General features: G+C 41.3%; 11 protein-coding genes. 3 read left to right on the top strand and 8 right to left on the bottom strand.

Annotation, left to right across the window (positions count from 1 at the left end):
• Window positions 1-64: 64 nt before the first annotated feature.
• Window positions 65-2,083 (top strand): tetratricopeptide repeat-containing sensor histidine kinase, encoded by a 2,019-nt coding sequence (locus tag OCV82_RS13300; protein ID WP_154044848.1) that lies wholly within the window; start codon window positions 65-67, stop codon window positions 2,081-2,083.
• A gap of 2 nt (window positions 2,084-2,085) precedes the next feature.
• Window positions 2,086-2,847: a LytR/AlgR family response regulator transcription factor gene (locus tag OCV82_RS13295; protein WP_154044847.1), complete on the top strand. Its 762-nt coding sequence runs from the start codon at window positions 2,086-2,088 to the stop codon at window positions 2,845-2,847.
• Between the two features lie 81 nt (window positions 2,848-2,928).
• Here the strand turns inward: OCV82_RS13295 and nifJ are convergent, their stop codons facing one another.
• Both nifJ and OCV82_RS13285 read right to left on the bottom strand, forming a co-directional pair.
• Window positions 2,929-6,480 (bottom strand): pyruvate:ferredoxin (flavodoxin) oxidoreductase, encoded by a 3,552-nt coding sequence (nifJ, locus tag OCV82_RS13290; RefSeq protein WP_154044846.1) that lies wholly within the window; start codon window positions 6,478-6,480, stop codon window positions 2,929-2,931.
• A 48-nt stretch (window positions 6,481-6,528) separates the two neighbouring features.
• Window positions 6,529-7,707: an ATP-binding protein gene (locus OCV82_RS13285; protein WP_154044866.1), complete on the bottom strand. Its 1,179-nt coding sequence runs from the start codon at window positions 7,705-7,707 to the stop codon at window positions 6,529-6,531.
• Between the two features lie 115 nt (window positions 7,708-7,822).
• On the opposite strand from OCV82_RS13285, the gene OCV82_RS13280 reads away from it, so the two are divergent.
• On the top strand, window positions 7,823-9,001 hold the full coding sequence (locus tag OCV82_RS13280) for a hypothetical protein (RefSeq protein WP_154044845.1): 1,179 nt from the start codon (window positions 7,823-7,825) through the stop codon (window positions 8,999-9,001).
• On the opposite strand, the gene OCV82_RS13275 is transcribed toward OCV82_RS13280, so the two are convergent.
• The 6 genes from OCV82_RS13275 to OCV82_RS13250 all read right to left on the bottom strand — a co-directional run bounded on the left by OCV82_RS13275 (window position 8,964) and on the right by OCV82_RS13250 (window position 16,654).
• Window positions 8,964-10,454 (bottom strand): S41 family peptidase, encoded by a 1,491-nt coding sequence (locus tag OCV82_RS13275; protein ID WP_154044844.1) that lies wholly within the window; start codon window positions 10,452-10,454, stop codon window positions 8,964-8,966. The genes OCV82_RS13280 and OCV82_RS13275 overlap by 38 nt on opposite strands.
• Before the next feature lie 456 nt (window positions 10,455-10,910).
• On the bottom strand, window positions 10,911-12,641 hold the full coding sequence (locus tag OCV82_RS13270; protein WP_154044843.1) for an ABC transporter ATP-binding protein: 1,731 nt from the start codon (window positions 12,639-12,641) through the stop codon (window positions 10,911-10,913).
• 8 nt (window positions 12,642-12,649) lie between these two features.
• The gene (locus OCV82_RS13265; RefSeq protein ID WP_122120994.1) at window positions 12,650-13,270 is read right to left on the bottom strand and encodes a class I SAM-dependent methyltransferase; all 621 of its coding nucleotides are present in this window, start codon (window positions 13,268-13,270) and stop codon (window positions 12,650-12,652) included.
• Between the two features lie 7 nt (window positions 13,271-13,277).
• A complete protein-coding gene (locus OCV82_RS13260) occupies window positions 13,278-15,080 on the bottom strand; it encodes an ABC transporter ATP-binding protein (protein WP_154044842.1) in 1,803 nt (600 codons plus the stop codon).
• A gap of 10 nt (window positions 15,081-15,090) precedes the next feature.
• Complete coding sequence (locus tag OCV82_RS13255; RefSeq protein WP_154044841.1) at window positions 15,091-15,912, bottom strand: class I SAM-dependent methyltransferase; 822 nt, start codon at window positions 15,910-15,912, stop codon at window positions 15,091-15,093.
• A gap of 130 nt (window positions 15,913-16,042) precedes the next feature.
• Window positions 16,043-16,654, bottom strand: coding sequence for a TetR/AcrR family transcriptional regulator (locus OCV82_RS13250; RefSeq protein ID WP_025277673.1), 612 nt, complete (start codon window positions 16,652-16,654; stop codon window positions 16,043-16,045).
• Window positions 16,655-16,893: the final 239 nt, after the last annotated feature.

Below are 16,893 nucleotides of genomic sequence, written 5' to 3'. Positions count from 1 at the left end.
AATTATAACTTTTGTTTTCTAATATGTTTTTTTATTTCTTTGTAAGTAAAACAAATATTAAATTATGAGTAGAATTTTTATAATCATATTTTGTCTGGCAACTTCATTTACATTATATACAGCCTGTACCTCAGGACAAGAAAAGGGGATTGATACTAATAATGATGATTTCATTCTTCAATGTGATACCTTATTGGGAACCTATCCGGATATTGTAGTCAAAAAATTGGATAGTGCAATTGCTGTTTCCCGTTTTAATGAAGAGCGTTATTCTCTGTTATTATTAAAATCGAAAGCCAAACTGTTCATGTCCGAATATGATTCTGTCCAAATATTATTGGATAGCATATCAGACTATTATGCAAGATACCGTGATGAGAAGAAAATGTATAAGATTCTGTCGAATGTAAACAACATGCGCGGTAATTTATATGCCAGAAGGACTGTAATGGATTCGGCAGTTATTTATTTTGATAAAGCATATAAGAATTCATCAAGATTGGGATTATCTCATGATTTGATTGATATTTCAATAAATCTGGCAGACTCATACGTACGTTGTGGTAAATTTGATTTAGGTGCATATTGGTACCGTAAGTCATTATTGCTTTCTGATTCTCTTCAGATTCCTGAAAATAATAGGTTCCCTTCATATTATGGACTTGCTCAGGTTTATATGGATTTGCGTGATTATAGCCAGTGCGATTATTATTATGATAAGGCTGGAAAGTATTACGATATTATGTTGCCCTATGAGAAACACATATATCTGAACAATAGGGGAAATTCATATTATTATCGTGGAGACTATGAAAAGTCTATGGAATATTTCCGTAAGTCTCTGGCTTTGGCAAATTCTTATCCGGGCATGGAGTTCGAGCGTAATTTCACTAAAGTGAACATGGGTGAAGTGTTTATGTTTATGAATCAGACAGATTCTGCTACACTATATCTTGAAGACTGTTATTCTTTTTTCAAATCAATAAATCATGTATCTGCCTTATATTATATTGAGACTCAGTTGATAGAATTGGCATTAAAGAAAGGAAAGGTAGATTTGGCTTCTAAAATTATATCTGGTGCTGTACAGCCTGATTTTATAGAACCTAATATGCTGCTTATACGTAATAAGTATCTTCAACATTATTATGAGAAGAAAGGGGACTATAAGAATGCTTACAAATATCAGATGAATAATACTCATATGGATGATTCTATCAGAAATGAAAGAATTAAAATGCGTTCCGCTGAAATTAGCTTGAAATATAAACAGGACAGTACATTGATGAAGAAAGAGTTTTTCATCAAGGAAAAAGAAAGTCAGGTTACTATGTTACACCAATGGATTTACGTTCTGGTGTTGGGCTCTCTTCTCATTGTTTCATTGTCCGGTATATTTATTATACATAGAAAGCGTAGAACTGACAAAAGAATTTGGAATATGCAAAAAGATATAAGTTCATTAAGGCTTGAAAATATAAGAAACAGGATATCACCTCACTTTATTTTTAATGTATTGAACAGGGAAGTAGTGAAATTTAATAACGAAGAGGACAAAAACAGCCTGGTAAATCTTTCAAAATTGATACGAAAAAATCTTGAACTGACAGGTAATCTATGTATAAGTCTGAATGACGAGCTTGATTTTGTGAAGACATATATTTCATTACAGAAACAGGCTATGGGTAATGATTTTCATTATTATATAAACGTAGGCGATGACGTTCCTCTTAAAGAAATACAAATTCCTTCAATGTTAATTCAGATTCCTGTTGAGAACGCCTTGAAACATGCTTTGAAAACCAAGGAAGGAGTGAAGAATCTCTGGATAAAAGTCGAGAAGGAGAATAACAATATTAATATAAGCATTACTGATAATGGTGGTGGCTTTAAGCCTGACAGTAGTAACCGTGGAACAGGTACAGGGCTTAAAGTCGTTACACAGAGCATCCAGTTGCTTAATATGTATAATAAGGAACCAATTACTATGAGAATTATAAATGTACAATTAGAGAACTCGGAAACAGGTTGTCAAATCAGATATTCACTGCCAATGGGTTACTCTTATAAAATCAGAAAATAATTATGTCTGCATTTTTTAAAGTAGCGATAATAGACGACGAACCGGAATCGGCAAGAGCTTTAATCGAGCAGTTGAAGACTTTTCCAAGATTTCATGTAGATGGTGTAGCTCACGATGCAACATCAGGAATCAGTATGATAAAACGTGTTCAGCCTGACTTGCTTTTCTTGGATGTTGAGTTGCCCGAAATGTATGGAATGGAACTTTTGGGAGAGATCAAGAACGACATAAAATGGAATATGCGTGTAGTATTCTATACAGCTCACGACAAATATATGATCAACGCATTGAGGAACAGTGCTTTTGATTTTCTATTAAAGCCGATTGACAGAAAAGAATTTGAGATAGTTATATCAAGATTTCTTGTAGATTATGAAACCAAACCAGCTCTTTTTGAAAGAGAAGATATTGTAAATATACATAAAGACTCATCATTTATGGTATTATTGCCAACCGGTGAAATGAGAATGATAAAGACTGCTGATGTAGGTTTCTTCAGATATGCTTCCGATAGAAAGATATGGGAGGCTGTTCTTACCACAGGGGAGAATGTTTCTTTGAGAAGAAATGTGTCGGCAGAGTTTTTGTGTGCGTTTGACAAGAAGTTTATACAAGTTCATAAGTCATATATTGTGAATATGGATTTCCTGGTCATGATACACGATAGTAATTGTGTGTTATGTCCGCCTTTTGAGGATTGCACCGAAGTGGTTGTTTCCAGAAAATATAAAAAGGGTTTGATGGAGCAATTCTGTATCTTTTGATTTATTATAAACAAAAAATAAGACGGCTGAAAACTTTTTATAGTATTCAGCCGTCTTCTGTTATATTAATCTGTGACTAGATTATTTTTCTTCGCTCCAGTCCATTGCAGCCATACGCTTGTAAGAAGCATAACGTTTCTTAGCCATGTCTTCGCAAGCAGCGAACAAGTCAGCAGCTTCAGTAGGATACTGTTTCATTACAGAAGCGAAACGAACTTCGCCCTTCAAGTAATCCTGGAATCCTTCCCAGTTTGGTTCTTTAGAGTCAAGTGAGAATGGGTTCTTACCTTCTTCTTCCAATGCTGGGTTGAAGCGCCACAAGTGCCAGTAACCACATTCTACAGCCTTAGCCTCTTCAGCCTGAGATTTACCCATACCGGCTTTCAAACCGTGGTTGATACATGGAGCGTAAGCGATAACCAATGATGGACCTGGATAAGCTTCAGCTTCGCGGATAGCCTTCAATGTCTGAGCCTGGTCAGCACCCATTGCAATCTGTGCAACGTAAACATATCCGTAAGTTGTAGCTATCATACCAAGGTCTTTCTTACGTACTCTCTTACCAGATGCAGCGAACTTAGCGATAGCACCAAGAGGAGTAGCCTTAGATGACTGACCACCAGTGTTAGAGTAAACTTCTGTATCAAGTACAAGGATGTTTACATCTTCGCCGGAAGCGATAACGTGGTCAAGACCACCGTAACCTATATCGTAAGAAGCACCGTCACCACCGATAATCCACTGTGAGCGTTTTACCAGGTAGTCTTTGAATTCAGCGATAGTAGCGCAGTAAGAGCACTTGTCTTTAGCAGCTTCTACCATAGGGATGATCTTTTCAGCAGCAGCTTTGCTCTTGTCAGCATCGTTGCGGCCGTCAATCCATTCCTGGAATGCTTCCTTGTATTCAGCTGGAGTACCTTCAGCAGCGATAGCAGCCTTCATTGCTTCTTCCAGACGGTTGCGGAGTTTCTTGTTAGCCAATTCCATACCAAGACCGAATTCGCAGAAGTCTTCGAACAAGGAGTTAGCCCATGCTGGACCCTGACCCTTTTCGTTTGTTGTATATGGAGTTGAAGGAACTGAACCAGAATAGATAGAAGAACATCCTGTTGCATTAGCTACCATTTCACGGTCACCGAACAACTGAGAAATCAATTTAACGTATGGAGTTTCACCACAACCAGAGCAAGCTCCAGAGAACTCGAACAATGGAGTAGCGAACTGAGAGTTCTTAACGTTAGCCTTGATGTCAACCAAGTGCTGTTTGCTCTTAACGTTTTCAGCGCAGTAAGTCCAGTTAGCAGCTTCAGCAAGCTGAGTTTCAAGAGGTTTCATAGTAAGAGCCTTACCACCCTTCTTAGGATTACCCGGACATACGTCAGCACAGTTACCGCAACCTAAGCAGTCCATTACGTCAACCTGCATACGGAATGTCATACCGTCGAACTGTTTACCTACAGCCTTCAATGTAGTGAAGTTAGCACCAGCCTGTTCGTTAGCGTCAAGAACGAATGGACGGATAGCAGCGTGAGGACAAACGTAAGCACACTTGTTACACTGGATACAGTTTTCAGCATTCCATTCTGGAACGAAAGCAGCTACACCACGTTTTTCGTATTTAGCTGTTCCCTGATGCCAAGTACCGTCTTCGATACCCTTGAATGCAGAAACTGGAAGCAAGTCACCATCCTGAGCGTTGATAGGACGAACTACTTCGTTGATGAATGCTGGATCGTTGTTAGCAGCAGCACCTTCAACTTCGAGGCTAGCCCACGCTGGATCTACAGTAAGCTGTTTGTATTCACCACCGCGGTCAACAGCAGCATAGTTCTTGTTTACAACGTCTTCACCCTTCTTACCGTAAGACTTAACGATGAATTTCTTCATCTGTTCTACAGCAAGTTCTACAGGGATAACGCCTGTGATACGGAAGAATGCAGACTGAAGGATTGTGTTAGTACGGTTACCAAGACCGATTTCCTGAGCAATCTTAGTTGCATTGATGTAGTAAACAGTGATATTATTTTCTGCGAAATATTTCTTAACCTTGTTAGGCAAGTTCTTAGCAAGTTCTTCACCTTCCCAGATAGTGTTAAGAAGGAAAGTACCGTTCTTACGCAAACCGCGAGTTACATCGTACATGTGCAAGTAAGCCTGTACGTGGCAAGCTACGAAGTTAGGAGTAGTTACCAAGTAAGTAGAGCGGATTGGGTGGTCACCGAAACGCAAGTGAGAGCAAGTGAAACCACCAGACTTCTTAGAGTCGTATGAGAAGTATGCCTGGCAATATTTGTTAGTGTTGTCACCAATGATTTTTACAGAGTTCTTGTTAGCACCTACAGTACCATCAGCACCAAGTCCGTAGAATTTAGCTTCGAACATACCTTCACCGCCAAGAGCGATTTCTTCTTTCTTAGGAAGAGAAGTGAATGTAACGTCGTCAACTATACCGATTGTGAAGTGGTCTTTTGGAGTAGGCAAAGCCAAGTTTTCGTAAACAGAAAGAATCTGAGCTGGAGTTGTATCCTTAGAACCAAGACCGTAGCGTCCGCCAACGATAACAGGAGCATTTTCCTGTCCGTAGAAGCAGTCTTTAACGTCAAGGTAAAGAGGTTCGCCGTTAGCTCCAGGTTCTTTTGTACGGTCAAGAACTGCGATACGTTTAGCAGTCTTAGGTACAGCAGCCAAGAAATGTTTAGCTGAGAACGGACGATACAAGTGTACAGAAACCAAACCAACTTTTTCGCCGTTAGCCATCAAGTGGTCGATAGCTTCGCGAGCAGCTTCTGTTACAGAACCCATAGCGATGATTACGCGTTCAGCGTCTTCAGCACCATAGTAGTTGAACAAGCCGTAGTTACGTCCTGTAATCTTGCTGATTTCGTTCATATATTCTTCTACGATAGCAGGAACTGCGTCATAGAATGGGTTGCATGATTCTCTGTGCTGGAAGAAGTGGTCTGGGTTTTCAGCCATACCGCGTGCAACTGGCTTATTAGGGCTTAGTGCACGTTCACGGAATTCAGCCAAAGCTTTCTGGTCGATAAGTGGAGCGAGGTCTTCGTTTTCCAACATTTCGATTTTCTGTATTTCGTGTGAAGTACGGAAACCATCGAAGAAGTTCAAGAATGGAACGCGTGATTTGATAGTTGACAAGTGAGCAACACCGGCCAAATCCATAACTTCCTGTACAGAACCTTCGCAAAGCATAGCGAAACCAGTCTGACGGCAAGACATAACGTCCTGATGGTCACCGAAGATACACAATGCGTGAGAAGCAAGTGTACGAGCTGATACGTGGAATACACATGGAAGGAATTCACCTGCAATCTTATACATGTTAGGGATCATAAGAAGAAGACCCTGAGATGCAGTGTAAGTAGTAGTCAAGGCACCAGCCTGAAGAGATCCGTGTACAGCACCTGCTGCACCGCCTTCTGACTGCATTTCCTGAACAAGAACTGTTTCGCCGAAGATGTTTTTACGTCCTGCGGCAGCCCATTCATCTACATATTCAGCCATTGTAGAAGATGGAGTGATAGGGTAGATAGCTGCTACTTCTGAGAACATATACGAGATATGTGCTGCAGCCTGGTTACCATCACAAGTGATGAATTTTTTTTGTTTAGTCATACAATTACTAAATTATAATAATTAGTTAATAAGAACTTGTATTCTCGTTTAATATAAGAATCCGAACATCCATAACGGAATCTGGTTACCATGTCCCAGTTCCAGTTTGTGCATTGCGTAATATACGTTCGGGTTAGTTTTGAACTTACTTCCTTCGGCGCATATTCTGAAATGCAGGTCGTTGTCAACAAGGAAAGATGTTCCCTTGTCTCCCTTGTTTATCTTGTGATCTTTCCACAGAGAGTTAACAAAGAATGTTTCCAATACATCCTGCTCTTCCACTTTCACTGGATAAATGCTATACATCAGACTGGTGTTGTGCATCATGATTTTTGCAGGTTTCTTCGGGAATGATTCTCCTTTAGGGTAAACCATGTTTATCAGTCTTGCATCAGCCAGATATTTGATATAGTTCATTACCGTTGCGCGTGAAGTCTGTATCTCTTCTGCCAGTTGGCTTACGTTGGGTGCCCCCGGTCCGTCAACCGCCAGTAAATATAGTAATTTTTTTATTTTCGAGAGATATTTCAGCTCAATTTGTTTTATTAATAATATATCCACTTCCACCATCATGTTCATTGTTTTCAGCAGATTTTCTGAGAAATTCCTTTTTTCAAGGAAGAACGGATAGAATCCATGATGTATGTAGTCCTGCAGATATTGTGTAGGATTGACATGCGGAAGTATGGTTTTTGCTATATGCTCGTGGTTGTTCAGTATTTCTTCCAAAGTATATTTGGAGAAATTGTTGCCAGTCTGTAGATTTAGGAATTCACGGAATGAAAATCCTCTGAGGTTATACGATTTCACTATACCGTTAAGTTCTGGATTTTCTTCCTTAAGTCTCATTACCGACGAACCAGTAAATACGATTTTCAAGTTCGGAAACTTTTCATAACATGTACGCAGGGCGACACTCCAATCGGGCAATTTGAATACCTGGTCTATGAGAAGTACTTTTCCACCACGTTTTATGAAATCGGCTGCAAAGTCAACCAGACTGGTCTGCGAGAAGTAAAAGTTATTCATGTTTACATAAAGGCAAGAACGGTCCAAACCAAACTTTTCTTTTGCATATTGCAGAAGGAAAGTAGTTTTTCCTACTCCTCTAGTACCTTTGATACCAATCAAGCGTGCGCTCCAGTCTATTTCGTCCATAAGATCTCTGCGTACGGGAGCATTGGTATGCTCAACCAAATAAGAATGTGTTCTATAAAAAGCCTCCATGAATATATTCTTTACTTTGGTGCAAATATACGAATAGTTCATAATATTGCAAACTAGACATAGCAAAAATTATTTTTTTAGTATATCTTTGTAGATAAATTTCTGTGAAGATACGATGGAAAAGCAGTTGTACATATTCAATCCTTGGCACGACATGGCCTTGGCTAATTTCACTCCATATTTTAAAGTATCATCGGAAATACTTCGCATGAGTTGCGATTTGTGTTTCCTTCCTGTATGGTATGCTCCTGATGATGCATATATTAGAATTTACGATACCGATACGGCTGAAACTTTTATTTCCCAAGTATCTGAGTTCGGAAGATTTGAGAAGTCAAGATTTGTTGAAAATGGTTTTGCATGCGATATTGTGCCTTGGGGATGGAGTCCTTCTTTAGTACATACGCTTGTTAAAGACGGGGTTGACAGCTGTTTTTTGCCAACTCATGAGACGCTGGATAAAATACGTTTCCTGTCAGGCAGGCAGAGGTGTGTAGATGTATTGTCAGAACTTTCCGTTGTTGAATCTACATGTGGAAAGGCCTTTTGCTGTTACAGCATGGAAGATGTGAAAAACTATCTTCAGATATACGGCAAACTTATACTTAAATCTCCATGGTCGGGTAGTGGCAGAGGTCTTTGTCGTGTATCTCCAGATGTATGGAGTAAAAATATTGAAGGGTGGATTTCACGTATTCTTCGCACCCAAGGATGTGTGATGGCAGAACCTATATATAATAAGGTGTGCGATTTTGCAATGGAATTCTATTCTTCTCCCGAGGGTAGTGTGTCTTTTGCCGGCTATTCATTGTTTGAGACTGATGCGTTTGGCAATTATAAGCAGAATTTATTATTGTCTGATGATGAGATAGAAACACGTTTGCTTTCTTACAATATTTCGTTTGACACACTGCGTGAAGTGCGCAGGCGACTGATTGATATATTCAATAATATGATAGCAGGGGCTTATACCGGTTATTTTGGAGTGGATATGATGTTGTGTTTTCAAGATGAAGAGATGTTGTTGCATCCATGCGTAGAAATAAATATGAGGATGAATATGGGTGTCGTGTCACGCATCATTTATGACAGATACCTATCTTCATCCTCACATGGCTATTTTGTTACAGAACATTATAATTCAGATGGTGAAGCTCTGCAGTCTCATCGGAAAATGTTGTCCGAGCAACATTTGGTTCTCGATTCCGATGGTCGTATCAAAAGCGGATATCTCACTCTTACTCCTGTTCTGTCTTCTACTCGATACCAGGCATACGTGATTGTGAAGGAATGATGATTCTTCTTCCGAAGTTTGCCTTTTTAGGAGTTTCTATTGCCTTCAGATCAGCAGTATGTGTTTCTTGCGTTCTTGATGCCGGATATACTTTTCCGGCTTTTTCAAGTGCTACTCTTAGCATAGCTTCGTTTTCGTCACCAAGTTGATATGTTTCCAAAGGGTTGTCTTTTACTTCTGCTTCTACATTAGGTTTAAGCCCGTTTGGCATACAAGGTGTTTCGTCATTTACATTTTTATATATGCTAACCATAACATAAATACCCCAGTCTTTTATAACCTGTGGAACTTTATCGTATGCGTCTTCTGCGGCAAGCATCCATCCAGTGCAATATTTACCGTGCGACTGCTCACCTATAAGTTCAATATCCATATATGGCATTAATCCTGACAGAAGAGCTTCCGAAGCTGACGCACTGTTGCCTGTTATGATACCATAGATTTTTTCCAGACCGATGTTTGCATCTTTTGTGCTTACATTCAAGTCCATATCTTCATAATTATATTCTGTTTGGAATCTTGTGATGGTAGAAATACCTTCCTGTTCATAGTACTTTGTAAAGAATTCATTATAATCTTCTTTTTCGAAAACATCTTTATTTGTTACATTAACCTGTGGGGCGAACATTGATGCCAAAACATTTTCGGTAATTACATATCCACCTCCATTATATCTGAGGTCCAGAATCAGTTCTTTTATACCCTCGTTCTTGAATTCCTTGCATATGTTTATAAGTTCAGGGATGGATTTCAAGTCAAAGCTGCTGTATGCCAGATATCCCACTTTCTTACCATCTAAATTATATACTGAGTCGCACAAAATGGGGTTTTCGTACGTCTTTACCGCTTCCAATGACAATTCGGTAGTTGGTGTTATAGTATTGCCAACCAGTTTTGCCATTGAAAGTTTTATTTGAGAAGAGTAAAACAAATCAAGGTAATTTTCTGTAGTAAGTGTTTTACCATCTATTTTATATATCAAATCCCCTCTTTTAATTCCTGCTTTTTCAGCAGGACTGTTTTCCGATACAAATGCTACAGCAGCTATAACTTCGTTGGAGTTTTCACTCAACAAATAAACTTTGGGAGTATATCCGTATGTAGTAGTAACCCCTTCTACACTGCTTGTAAACTCGTCCATGTTGTCAGTCAGCATAGTCCATTTGTCAATCTCGTCAGTTCCGTCGTGATATCGTATTTTTTCTACAGTTGCTATTGGGTCACTATTCTTTTCCGGATCAAGCTGGTTAAGATCTTTTGAAATCTCCTCGTTCCAGTAATAATATATTTCCAATGCTTCTCTTGCGAATCTGTTTGCATACCTGGTTTCTTCTGTGATTTTTGATTTATCACCCGAATTGTCACTGTTTCCTTCTTCTTTTGTACATCCTGTGATAACATATCCTGAAATTATTAAGCAGGACAATGTGAGTTTAAGTCTGTTTAAGTCCATAGTTTCTCTTTTTTAAGATTATTAGTTTACATAGATTACAAATCTAAATAAAAAAACTGTTTTTTGTGCAATTTATACAGTAAAAAAACTGTTTATTTTCTAGTATTCCAAATCTATTTTTAAACGTGCGCACATTTAACTTAAAACGTACGTTCATTCGATTTAAAACGTGCGCACGTTTAAGGTAAAACATGCGCACGTTTTTTAGGGAATATAAAATCGAATAGAAATCCAATATGTCAACAATGTATCTATTATTTCATATAAACAGGTAGTGTTTGCCATAGCCGGAATGAGTAACCAACTGTTTGTTTCTACTTACATGCTTCAGTTGCCAGATAAAACAAGTTTGGAAAAATTCTTATTAGAACAATTAAAAAAGTAAATCATTCACATATAAGATGGACTGAAAAGGAAGTATTAAAACATTAATTCCATTTTCAGTCCATTTTACAATTACAGTTTCCAGCCGGAAATGCTTTCTTGAATATTCCATAAATGAGCGTACAGCCCTTCATTTCGGACAAGGTCATCATGTGTGCCTTCTTCCTTTATCCGTCCGTTGTCCAAGACAATAATCTGGTCAGCATCCTTGATAGCTTTAAGCCTGTGGGCAATGGCGATAACGGTACGTCCCTTGATTAACGAATCGATTGCTTTCTGTACTTCCACTTCATTTTCGGGGTCAAGTGAGGCGGTCGCTTCATCAAGCAGGATGATTTGTGCGTCTTTCAGCATGGCACGGGCTATGGATATGCGTTGCTTTTCTCCGCCCGAAAGGGTACACCCCCCTTCGCCTACCAAGGTGTCATATCCTTTGGGCAACCGCATGATGAAATCATGGCAACAGGCTTTTTTAGCTGCGGCTATAATTTCTTCTTCCGTCGCGTCAGTTTTACCAAAGCGGATATTATTGCGTATGGTGTCCTGAAACAGATAGACATCCTGAAATACCATAGAGATGTGGCTCATCAGACTTTCTGGATTTATCTCATTCATCGGAACACCATTGAAAAAGATACATCCTTTCTGTGGGTCGTAGAAACGGGCGCAAAGCTTCATCACCGTACTTTTCCCGCTTCCCGAAGGTCCGACAAGAGCCGTCAAGGAGTTTTTCGGGAGCGTAATGTTTATATCATGCAACACTTCCTTGTCTTGATAGGCAAACGATACGTGTTCAAACCGGATGTCGCCCGCTGCCGGGGATTGCCGTTCTCCTTTCATCTCCGGCTCGTTCATCAAGGAAAGGATGCGTCCACCGGCAATGGAAAAATAGCGGAACTCGGTAAAGTTTGTCAGGGCGGAAGTCAGCGGGTCGAACACACGAGAACCGACCACAAGGAATAGCACGAATACAAGGATTGAAAGTTGCCCTCCCAACAGAAGGTAAGTTCCACATAGCACCATCATTGTCAGCCCGGCACGTACTAAAGTGATGCTCAACAAGACGAATGGGCCTAACAAGGCCTCCTGACGGATGCAAGCACGGCGAAGTTCCGCAAAAGCATCGCGCAACCTAACAAAGCGGTCACCTATCAGATTGTACGCTTTCATTACACGAATACCCTGTAAGTATTCTTCCAACCGATTTCCAGCATTTATTTTTGCTTGAATTTGCCTGCCGCTTAACTTCCGCTGTGCCTTTGTGCTTGCCCACAGGACGAGCAAGGCAAGCGGCAAGGCGGCAAACATACTGACCGCCATCCTCCAATCTATCCATACAAGCGAAGCAAAAGCCAGTACGGGCATGACTATGGCACCCATAAGTTGGGGCAGGTGGTGCGAAATTCCGGTTTCTGCCATCATGAAGTCCGTAACAAGCATAGACGACAAATCACCCGGATCACGTTTCGACAAAAAGCCCAACGATAGTTTCCGCAAGTGCTCCGCCAGCGACAAACGCCCGGAAGCACTCATTTCGTATGCTCCTCTAAAATTGGCTCGGTAGGATGCCCGTTCTGCCAAAGCCATGACCAGCATATAAACAGCCATAATGCCGAATATCCACCACAGGCGGGTCGTGTCAAGCGGCTGTCCGCTCCCGTCAAATGCACTGAAAATGATACGTATCGCTTCTATAGAAAGACAAAACGGTACTATATTCACTAAGTTGGCAAGCATGGTGTAACCCACCGGCTTGTAAAGTCTTTCCGTGTGACCTATTGTAATATTCTTTATTGCATTCATATCTTATTTTATTTATATGCTATAATATGTATTTCTTCCTTTTTACGGATTGTTCTGATGGATGAAAATCCGACTTCATGCAACCGCTCTTCCAATTCTGCCGGAGTATAGACAACCATACCGTCTATCCGTTCCGTCCACATTTTTCCAAGTTCGGGGTCGCTCGCTTCCAGACTAATAAGGAAACAACCTCCTTCTCGGAGAACACGCGCCACTTCAGACAACGCTATGTTTACAGGCGACCAAAAATAGACCGTTTCAAAAGCCGTGATAGCATTAAAGAATCCATCCTCATAAGGTAATGAACAAACATTCCCTTGTTGTATGAAACATCTTTTATTCAAGTCTTTTTCGTTATACTTTTGGGCGAATGAAACACTTTCTTCTGACAGGTCTATGCCATAGATATTTCCTTTTGGACATAAATTCAATAAACGTTTCAAATTCGCACCACCGCCACAGCCTATATCAAGAACATTCCAATTCGGCTGCCATTCCACTTGCTTCATGCCACGATTAGCTAAAGATGCATGAAAACAATTCATTCCTCGCAAAATCATCCGTCCCCAAAATCCTTGCGGACAACTTGTGTTTTGCAAGACCTTGTTTAAGAAATTCTTCTTTCTCATATTGCTTTTAGTTTTTGTTCAACGTCCAATGGTATGCGCTCGTATAGGCATCCCACATGTTTTTATATACACCCTCCGTCACAGACAATTGTTCATGCCTTCCGCATTGCACAATGCTTCCTTCTTTCATGACGACAATCTGATGCGCAGAAATAATGGAAGAAAGGCGATGGGCAATCACAATGACCGTCTTGTCCTTTATCAGTGACTGCAAAGCCATCTGCATTTTATGCTCGTTTTCAGGGTCAGCGAAAGCAGTCGCTTCGTCCAACACCAGTATCGGAGCATTCTTCAATATGGCACGAGCCACACATATCCGTTGGGCTTCACCGCCGGACAGGAATACACCTTTATCGCCTATCCTTGTTTCGTAGCCTTGCGGCAAACGCTCTATGAAATCGTGGCATTGGGCAGCTTTCGCAGCGGCTATCACCTTTTCTTTCGTGGCATCAGGAGAGCCTACGGCGATGTTCTCATAAAGAGTGTCGTAAAAAAGGAAAGTGTCTTGAAAGACGAATGAAACCATATCCATCAGTTTTGCGGTAGGTATTTGGCGTATATCTGCACCGCCTATACATATTTTCCCTTGCTCCACATCCCAGAACCGAGGTATCAGGTTGGCAACCGTTGATTTGCCGCTTCCTGACGGACCGACAAGGGCGGTTATCTTTCCTTGTGGTGCAATGAAGCTGACATCACGCAGGGCTTCCGTCCGTGTTCCCTGTTCTGTGTTCTCGTAGGAGAATGACACATGGCGAAATTCCACATCGTAAGCGGCAGGCACTTGCGGATGTACCGGCTCCGGCACAGGTTTCTTTTCAAGTATGCGGTCGATACGGTTTACACCTTCATCGATGTCGCGCGTATTACCTCCCAAGAATGTCAGTTTATAAACGGGGGAAGCCATACCCGGTCCCATGATAATGAAGAACAGCCATACTACCGCCAATGACAAGGATTGCGGACTGGCTTGCATCAGCAAGATGCCCATAGGAAGAATAAACGTTACCATCGAATTGAGCAAGACGGTAAAGGCAATCATCCCGTTCTGGTAGGTGTCACAGCATTTCAAGGCGAATGTCTTGTATGCCTGAATCTCGGCATTGAACTGACGGAACGAACGGACGCTTTGCCCGAATATCTTGACGACGGGCATTCCCCGTACATACTGCACGGCGGACGCGCTCATCTTTTCCTGCGCATCGTAATAGATGGCCATGAACTCCCTTGCCCTTTTTCCCATGAAATTGGAAAATTGCAGGAATAAGCTAAGCACCACAACGGCCAGGCACACGACTGTCAGCCACACATCCAGCGAGAAAAAGATGACCAGCATTACCACTACCGTTGCCATTACATTGACCAAATCCGGAATGGTATGGGCGATGAAGCCCTCTATTTTCTCGATATTCTGGTCCATTGTTTTCTTGATGGCTCCCGTAGAGGTATTGTTCAAATATCCCAAAGGCAGTTTGCCGATATGTTCAGACAGACGGACACGCAACCCATACAAGATACGGAATGCAGCCACATGTGAGGACATCAGGGCGGCATAGAGCAATATCAATCCGCTAACAAGCCCTCCAAATGCAATCCATCCCCAACGCATCATGTCCGTTCCGTCCAAAGCGGAAAGATTGGAGCCATTCGACAGCAACTCTTTCAAAATTTCATAAACTGCCCAATAAGGCACAAGCATACACACCGCGCTGCCAGCCGACAGCAGACCTGCTAATATAAGCAGACCTTTCCTTTGTCCCGCTATCTCGAACAGACGGGACAAACCTTTTTTCTTTTTTGATTTTTCCATTGTTATTACGCTATTTTGATGTGATTTTATATCCGAGCAATGAACTGAATTTGTAGCAGAGCCAAGGGATGCGCCCCAATATCTGCCCGAAGAAGAATCCCCAGCGTGAACGGAAGAACTTCATATAGTTAGCCTGTTCAATGAGCTTTAAAGACGGTTCCCATTGTTCCACCACATACCCGTTGCTTATGCCGGAACGGATTTGAGCCTCGTGTTTGCGGAGCGAATCGGGCTTCACACCATGTCGGCTCATTATCGTGCCGCACACGTCAAACCACAATTCACCTCCCCCGAAACGGTTTGCCACGTGATGCAGGAAGGATTTTACTTGCTTCTCGTAGAAGTACATCAGTACCCCCTCCACGATGAAGATAAATTCTGCTTCGGGGTGCTTCCGGCGCAGGTCATCCATCCAGTCGGTCTCCAACAAAGACGCTTCAATATAGACATTGTCCGGCTGTTCGGGTATCAATTCCCGGCGTAGAGCAATGACCTCAGGCAAATCCAAATCATAAAAGACTGCTTTCTGACTTCCGATACGCTGGAAACGGGTATCCAGTCCACATCCCACATTGACCACGACCGGATGCGAATGTGCTTTAATAAATCGGCGCACAGCGCAGTCAAAATACCATCCACGCACCACGCATCCCACTTCGCTCAACTTTGCCCCGTCGAACTGGGAATAATCGTATTCCAAACTGTCCGCCAGCCATTCCGCAGCCTTGTCATATAGAATGGGATTATTCCGGCGACTTTCTTTGGCTCTCATGTATAGCGGAATAAGCAATGTTTCCGCTACAATACTCTTAAACTTGTATTTCTGTCTCATATTTTTGGAGTGTTTAATAGTGAACGATATTCAGAATTGTTCATAAAAAAAGGAGGAAACCTCCGTGAAGATTTCCTCCTTACCAACCGTTCTGATGCGGTTGAATGTTCGTATGTACGTTGTCTGTATCTCATATCTTGATAATAGCCCTCCAACCTTGGATTTCAAACAGAATATAATCGTGCAAAATAGCCTCCATCTCTTGCCTGGGTACGGAATGCATCAATAGCTCCTCGAACATCGTGAACATCCATACCGTATGCAAATGAATGATAAAATCGGACACAGCCGTATTGATTTCGGGATGTTTCCGCTGCATGGACGCGAACCACGCCTTAACCAATTCCGTGGAACGGTCGGTATAATTCTCACGGAAGCGTTCCAATGAAGAACCTTGCGCACGGAACAACAGTATTTCCATTAGCGAACGGTGTTTGTCTATAAGCGAAACATATTCGTCAATGCAGGATTTCAGGTATTTTTCCGACCGCATCATCATAATATCTTCGCCCCGTATGCCGTGGTGTTCTTGCAGCATGGCTTCCAAAGCGCACAAAACAGGACGGACCACTTCATGGAATAATTCATCTTTGCTTGTGAAGTAGTTATAGATATTCCCGACACCAACCCCAGCTAACTCCGCTATTTCGCGCATGGAAGTTTTGGAATAGCCTTTCTTCTCGAATTGCTGCCTGGCAATCGTCAATATCCGACCCCGTATGTCCTCTTTCAGCACTTGCATTTATAATGAACAATGTTTCTGATTTTGTTTCTGCAAATGTACGGGGCTTAAATTTATCCGGCAATACCTATTTTTAGGGATTTTACAATATCCAATATATACTTTGGACTTTATTTTATGTAAGCGTAAATAAGAAAGTAACTATTCAAAATTAATTTTATACATATGAGTAATTCACAAATAAGTTCGTACCTACAGATGCCAGTGCCCTGTTTGTACAATAGAAAAGCGAGTCCTTA

Source organism: Bacteroides cellulolyticus (assembly GCF_025567135.1).
Taxonomy (GTDB): domain Bacteria; phylum Bacteroidota; class Bacteroidia; order Bacteroidales; family Bacteroidaceae; genus Phocaeicola; species Phocaeicola cellulolyticus.
This window is presented reverse-complemented; position numbering and strand designations above follow the sequence as displayed.

Excerpts from the sequence above, each read along its gene's own strand:
- OCV82_RS13300 (WP_154044848.1), top strand. The coding sequence starts at position 65 with ATGAGTAGAATTTTTATAATCATATTTTGTCTGGCAACTTCATTTACA.
- OCV82_RS13295 (WP_154044847.1), top strand. The coding sequence starts at position 2,086 with ATGTCTGCATTTTTTAAAGTAGCGATAATAGACGACGAACCGGAATCG.
- nifJ (WP_154044846.1), bottom strand. The coding sequence starts at position 6,480 with ATGACTAAACAAAAAAAATTCATCACTTGTGATGGTAACCAGGCTGCA.
- OCV82_RS13285 (WP_154044866.1), bottom strand. The coding sequence starts at position 7,707 with ATGGAGGCTTTTTATAGAACACATTCTTATTTGGTTGAGCATACCAAT.
- OCV82_RS13280 (WP_154044845.1), top strand. The coding sequence starts at position 7,823 with ATGGAAAAGCAGTTGTACATATTCAATCCTTGGCACGACATGGCCTTG.
- OCV82_RS13275 (WP_154044844.1), bottom strand. The coding sequence starts at position 10,454 with ATGGACTTAAACAGACTTAAACTCACATTGTCCTGCTTAATAATTTCA.
- OCV82_RS13270 (WP_154044843.1), bottom strand. The coding sequence starts at position 12,641 with ATGAATGCAATAAAGAATATTACAATAGGTCACACGGAAAGACTTTAC.
- OCV82_RS13265 (WP_122120994.1), bottom strand. The coding sequence starts at position 13,270 with ATGAGAAAGAAGAATTTCTTAAACAAGGTCTTGCAAAACACAAGTTGT.
- OCV82_RS13260 (WP_154044842.1), bottom strand. The coding sequence starts at position 15,080 with ATGGAAAAATCAAAAAAGAAAAAAGGTTTGTCCCGTCTGTTCGAGATA.
- OCV82_RS13255 (WP_154044841.1), bottom strand. The coding sequence starts at position 15,912 with ATGAGACAGAAATACAAGTTTAAGAGTATTGTAGCGGAAACATTGCTT.
- OCV82_RS13250 (WP_025277673.1), bottom strand. The coding sequence starts at position 16,654 with ATGCAAGTGCTGAAAGAGGACATACGGGGTCGGATATTGACGATTGCC.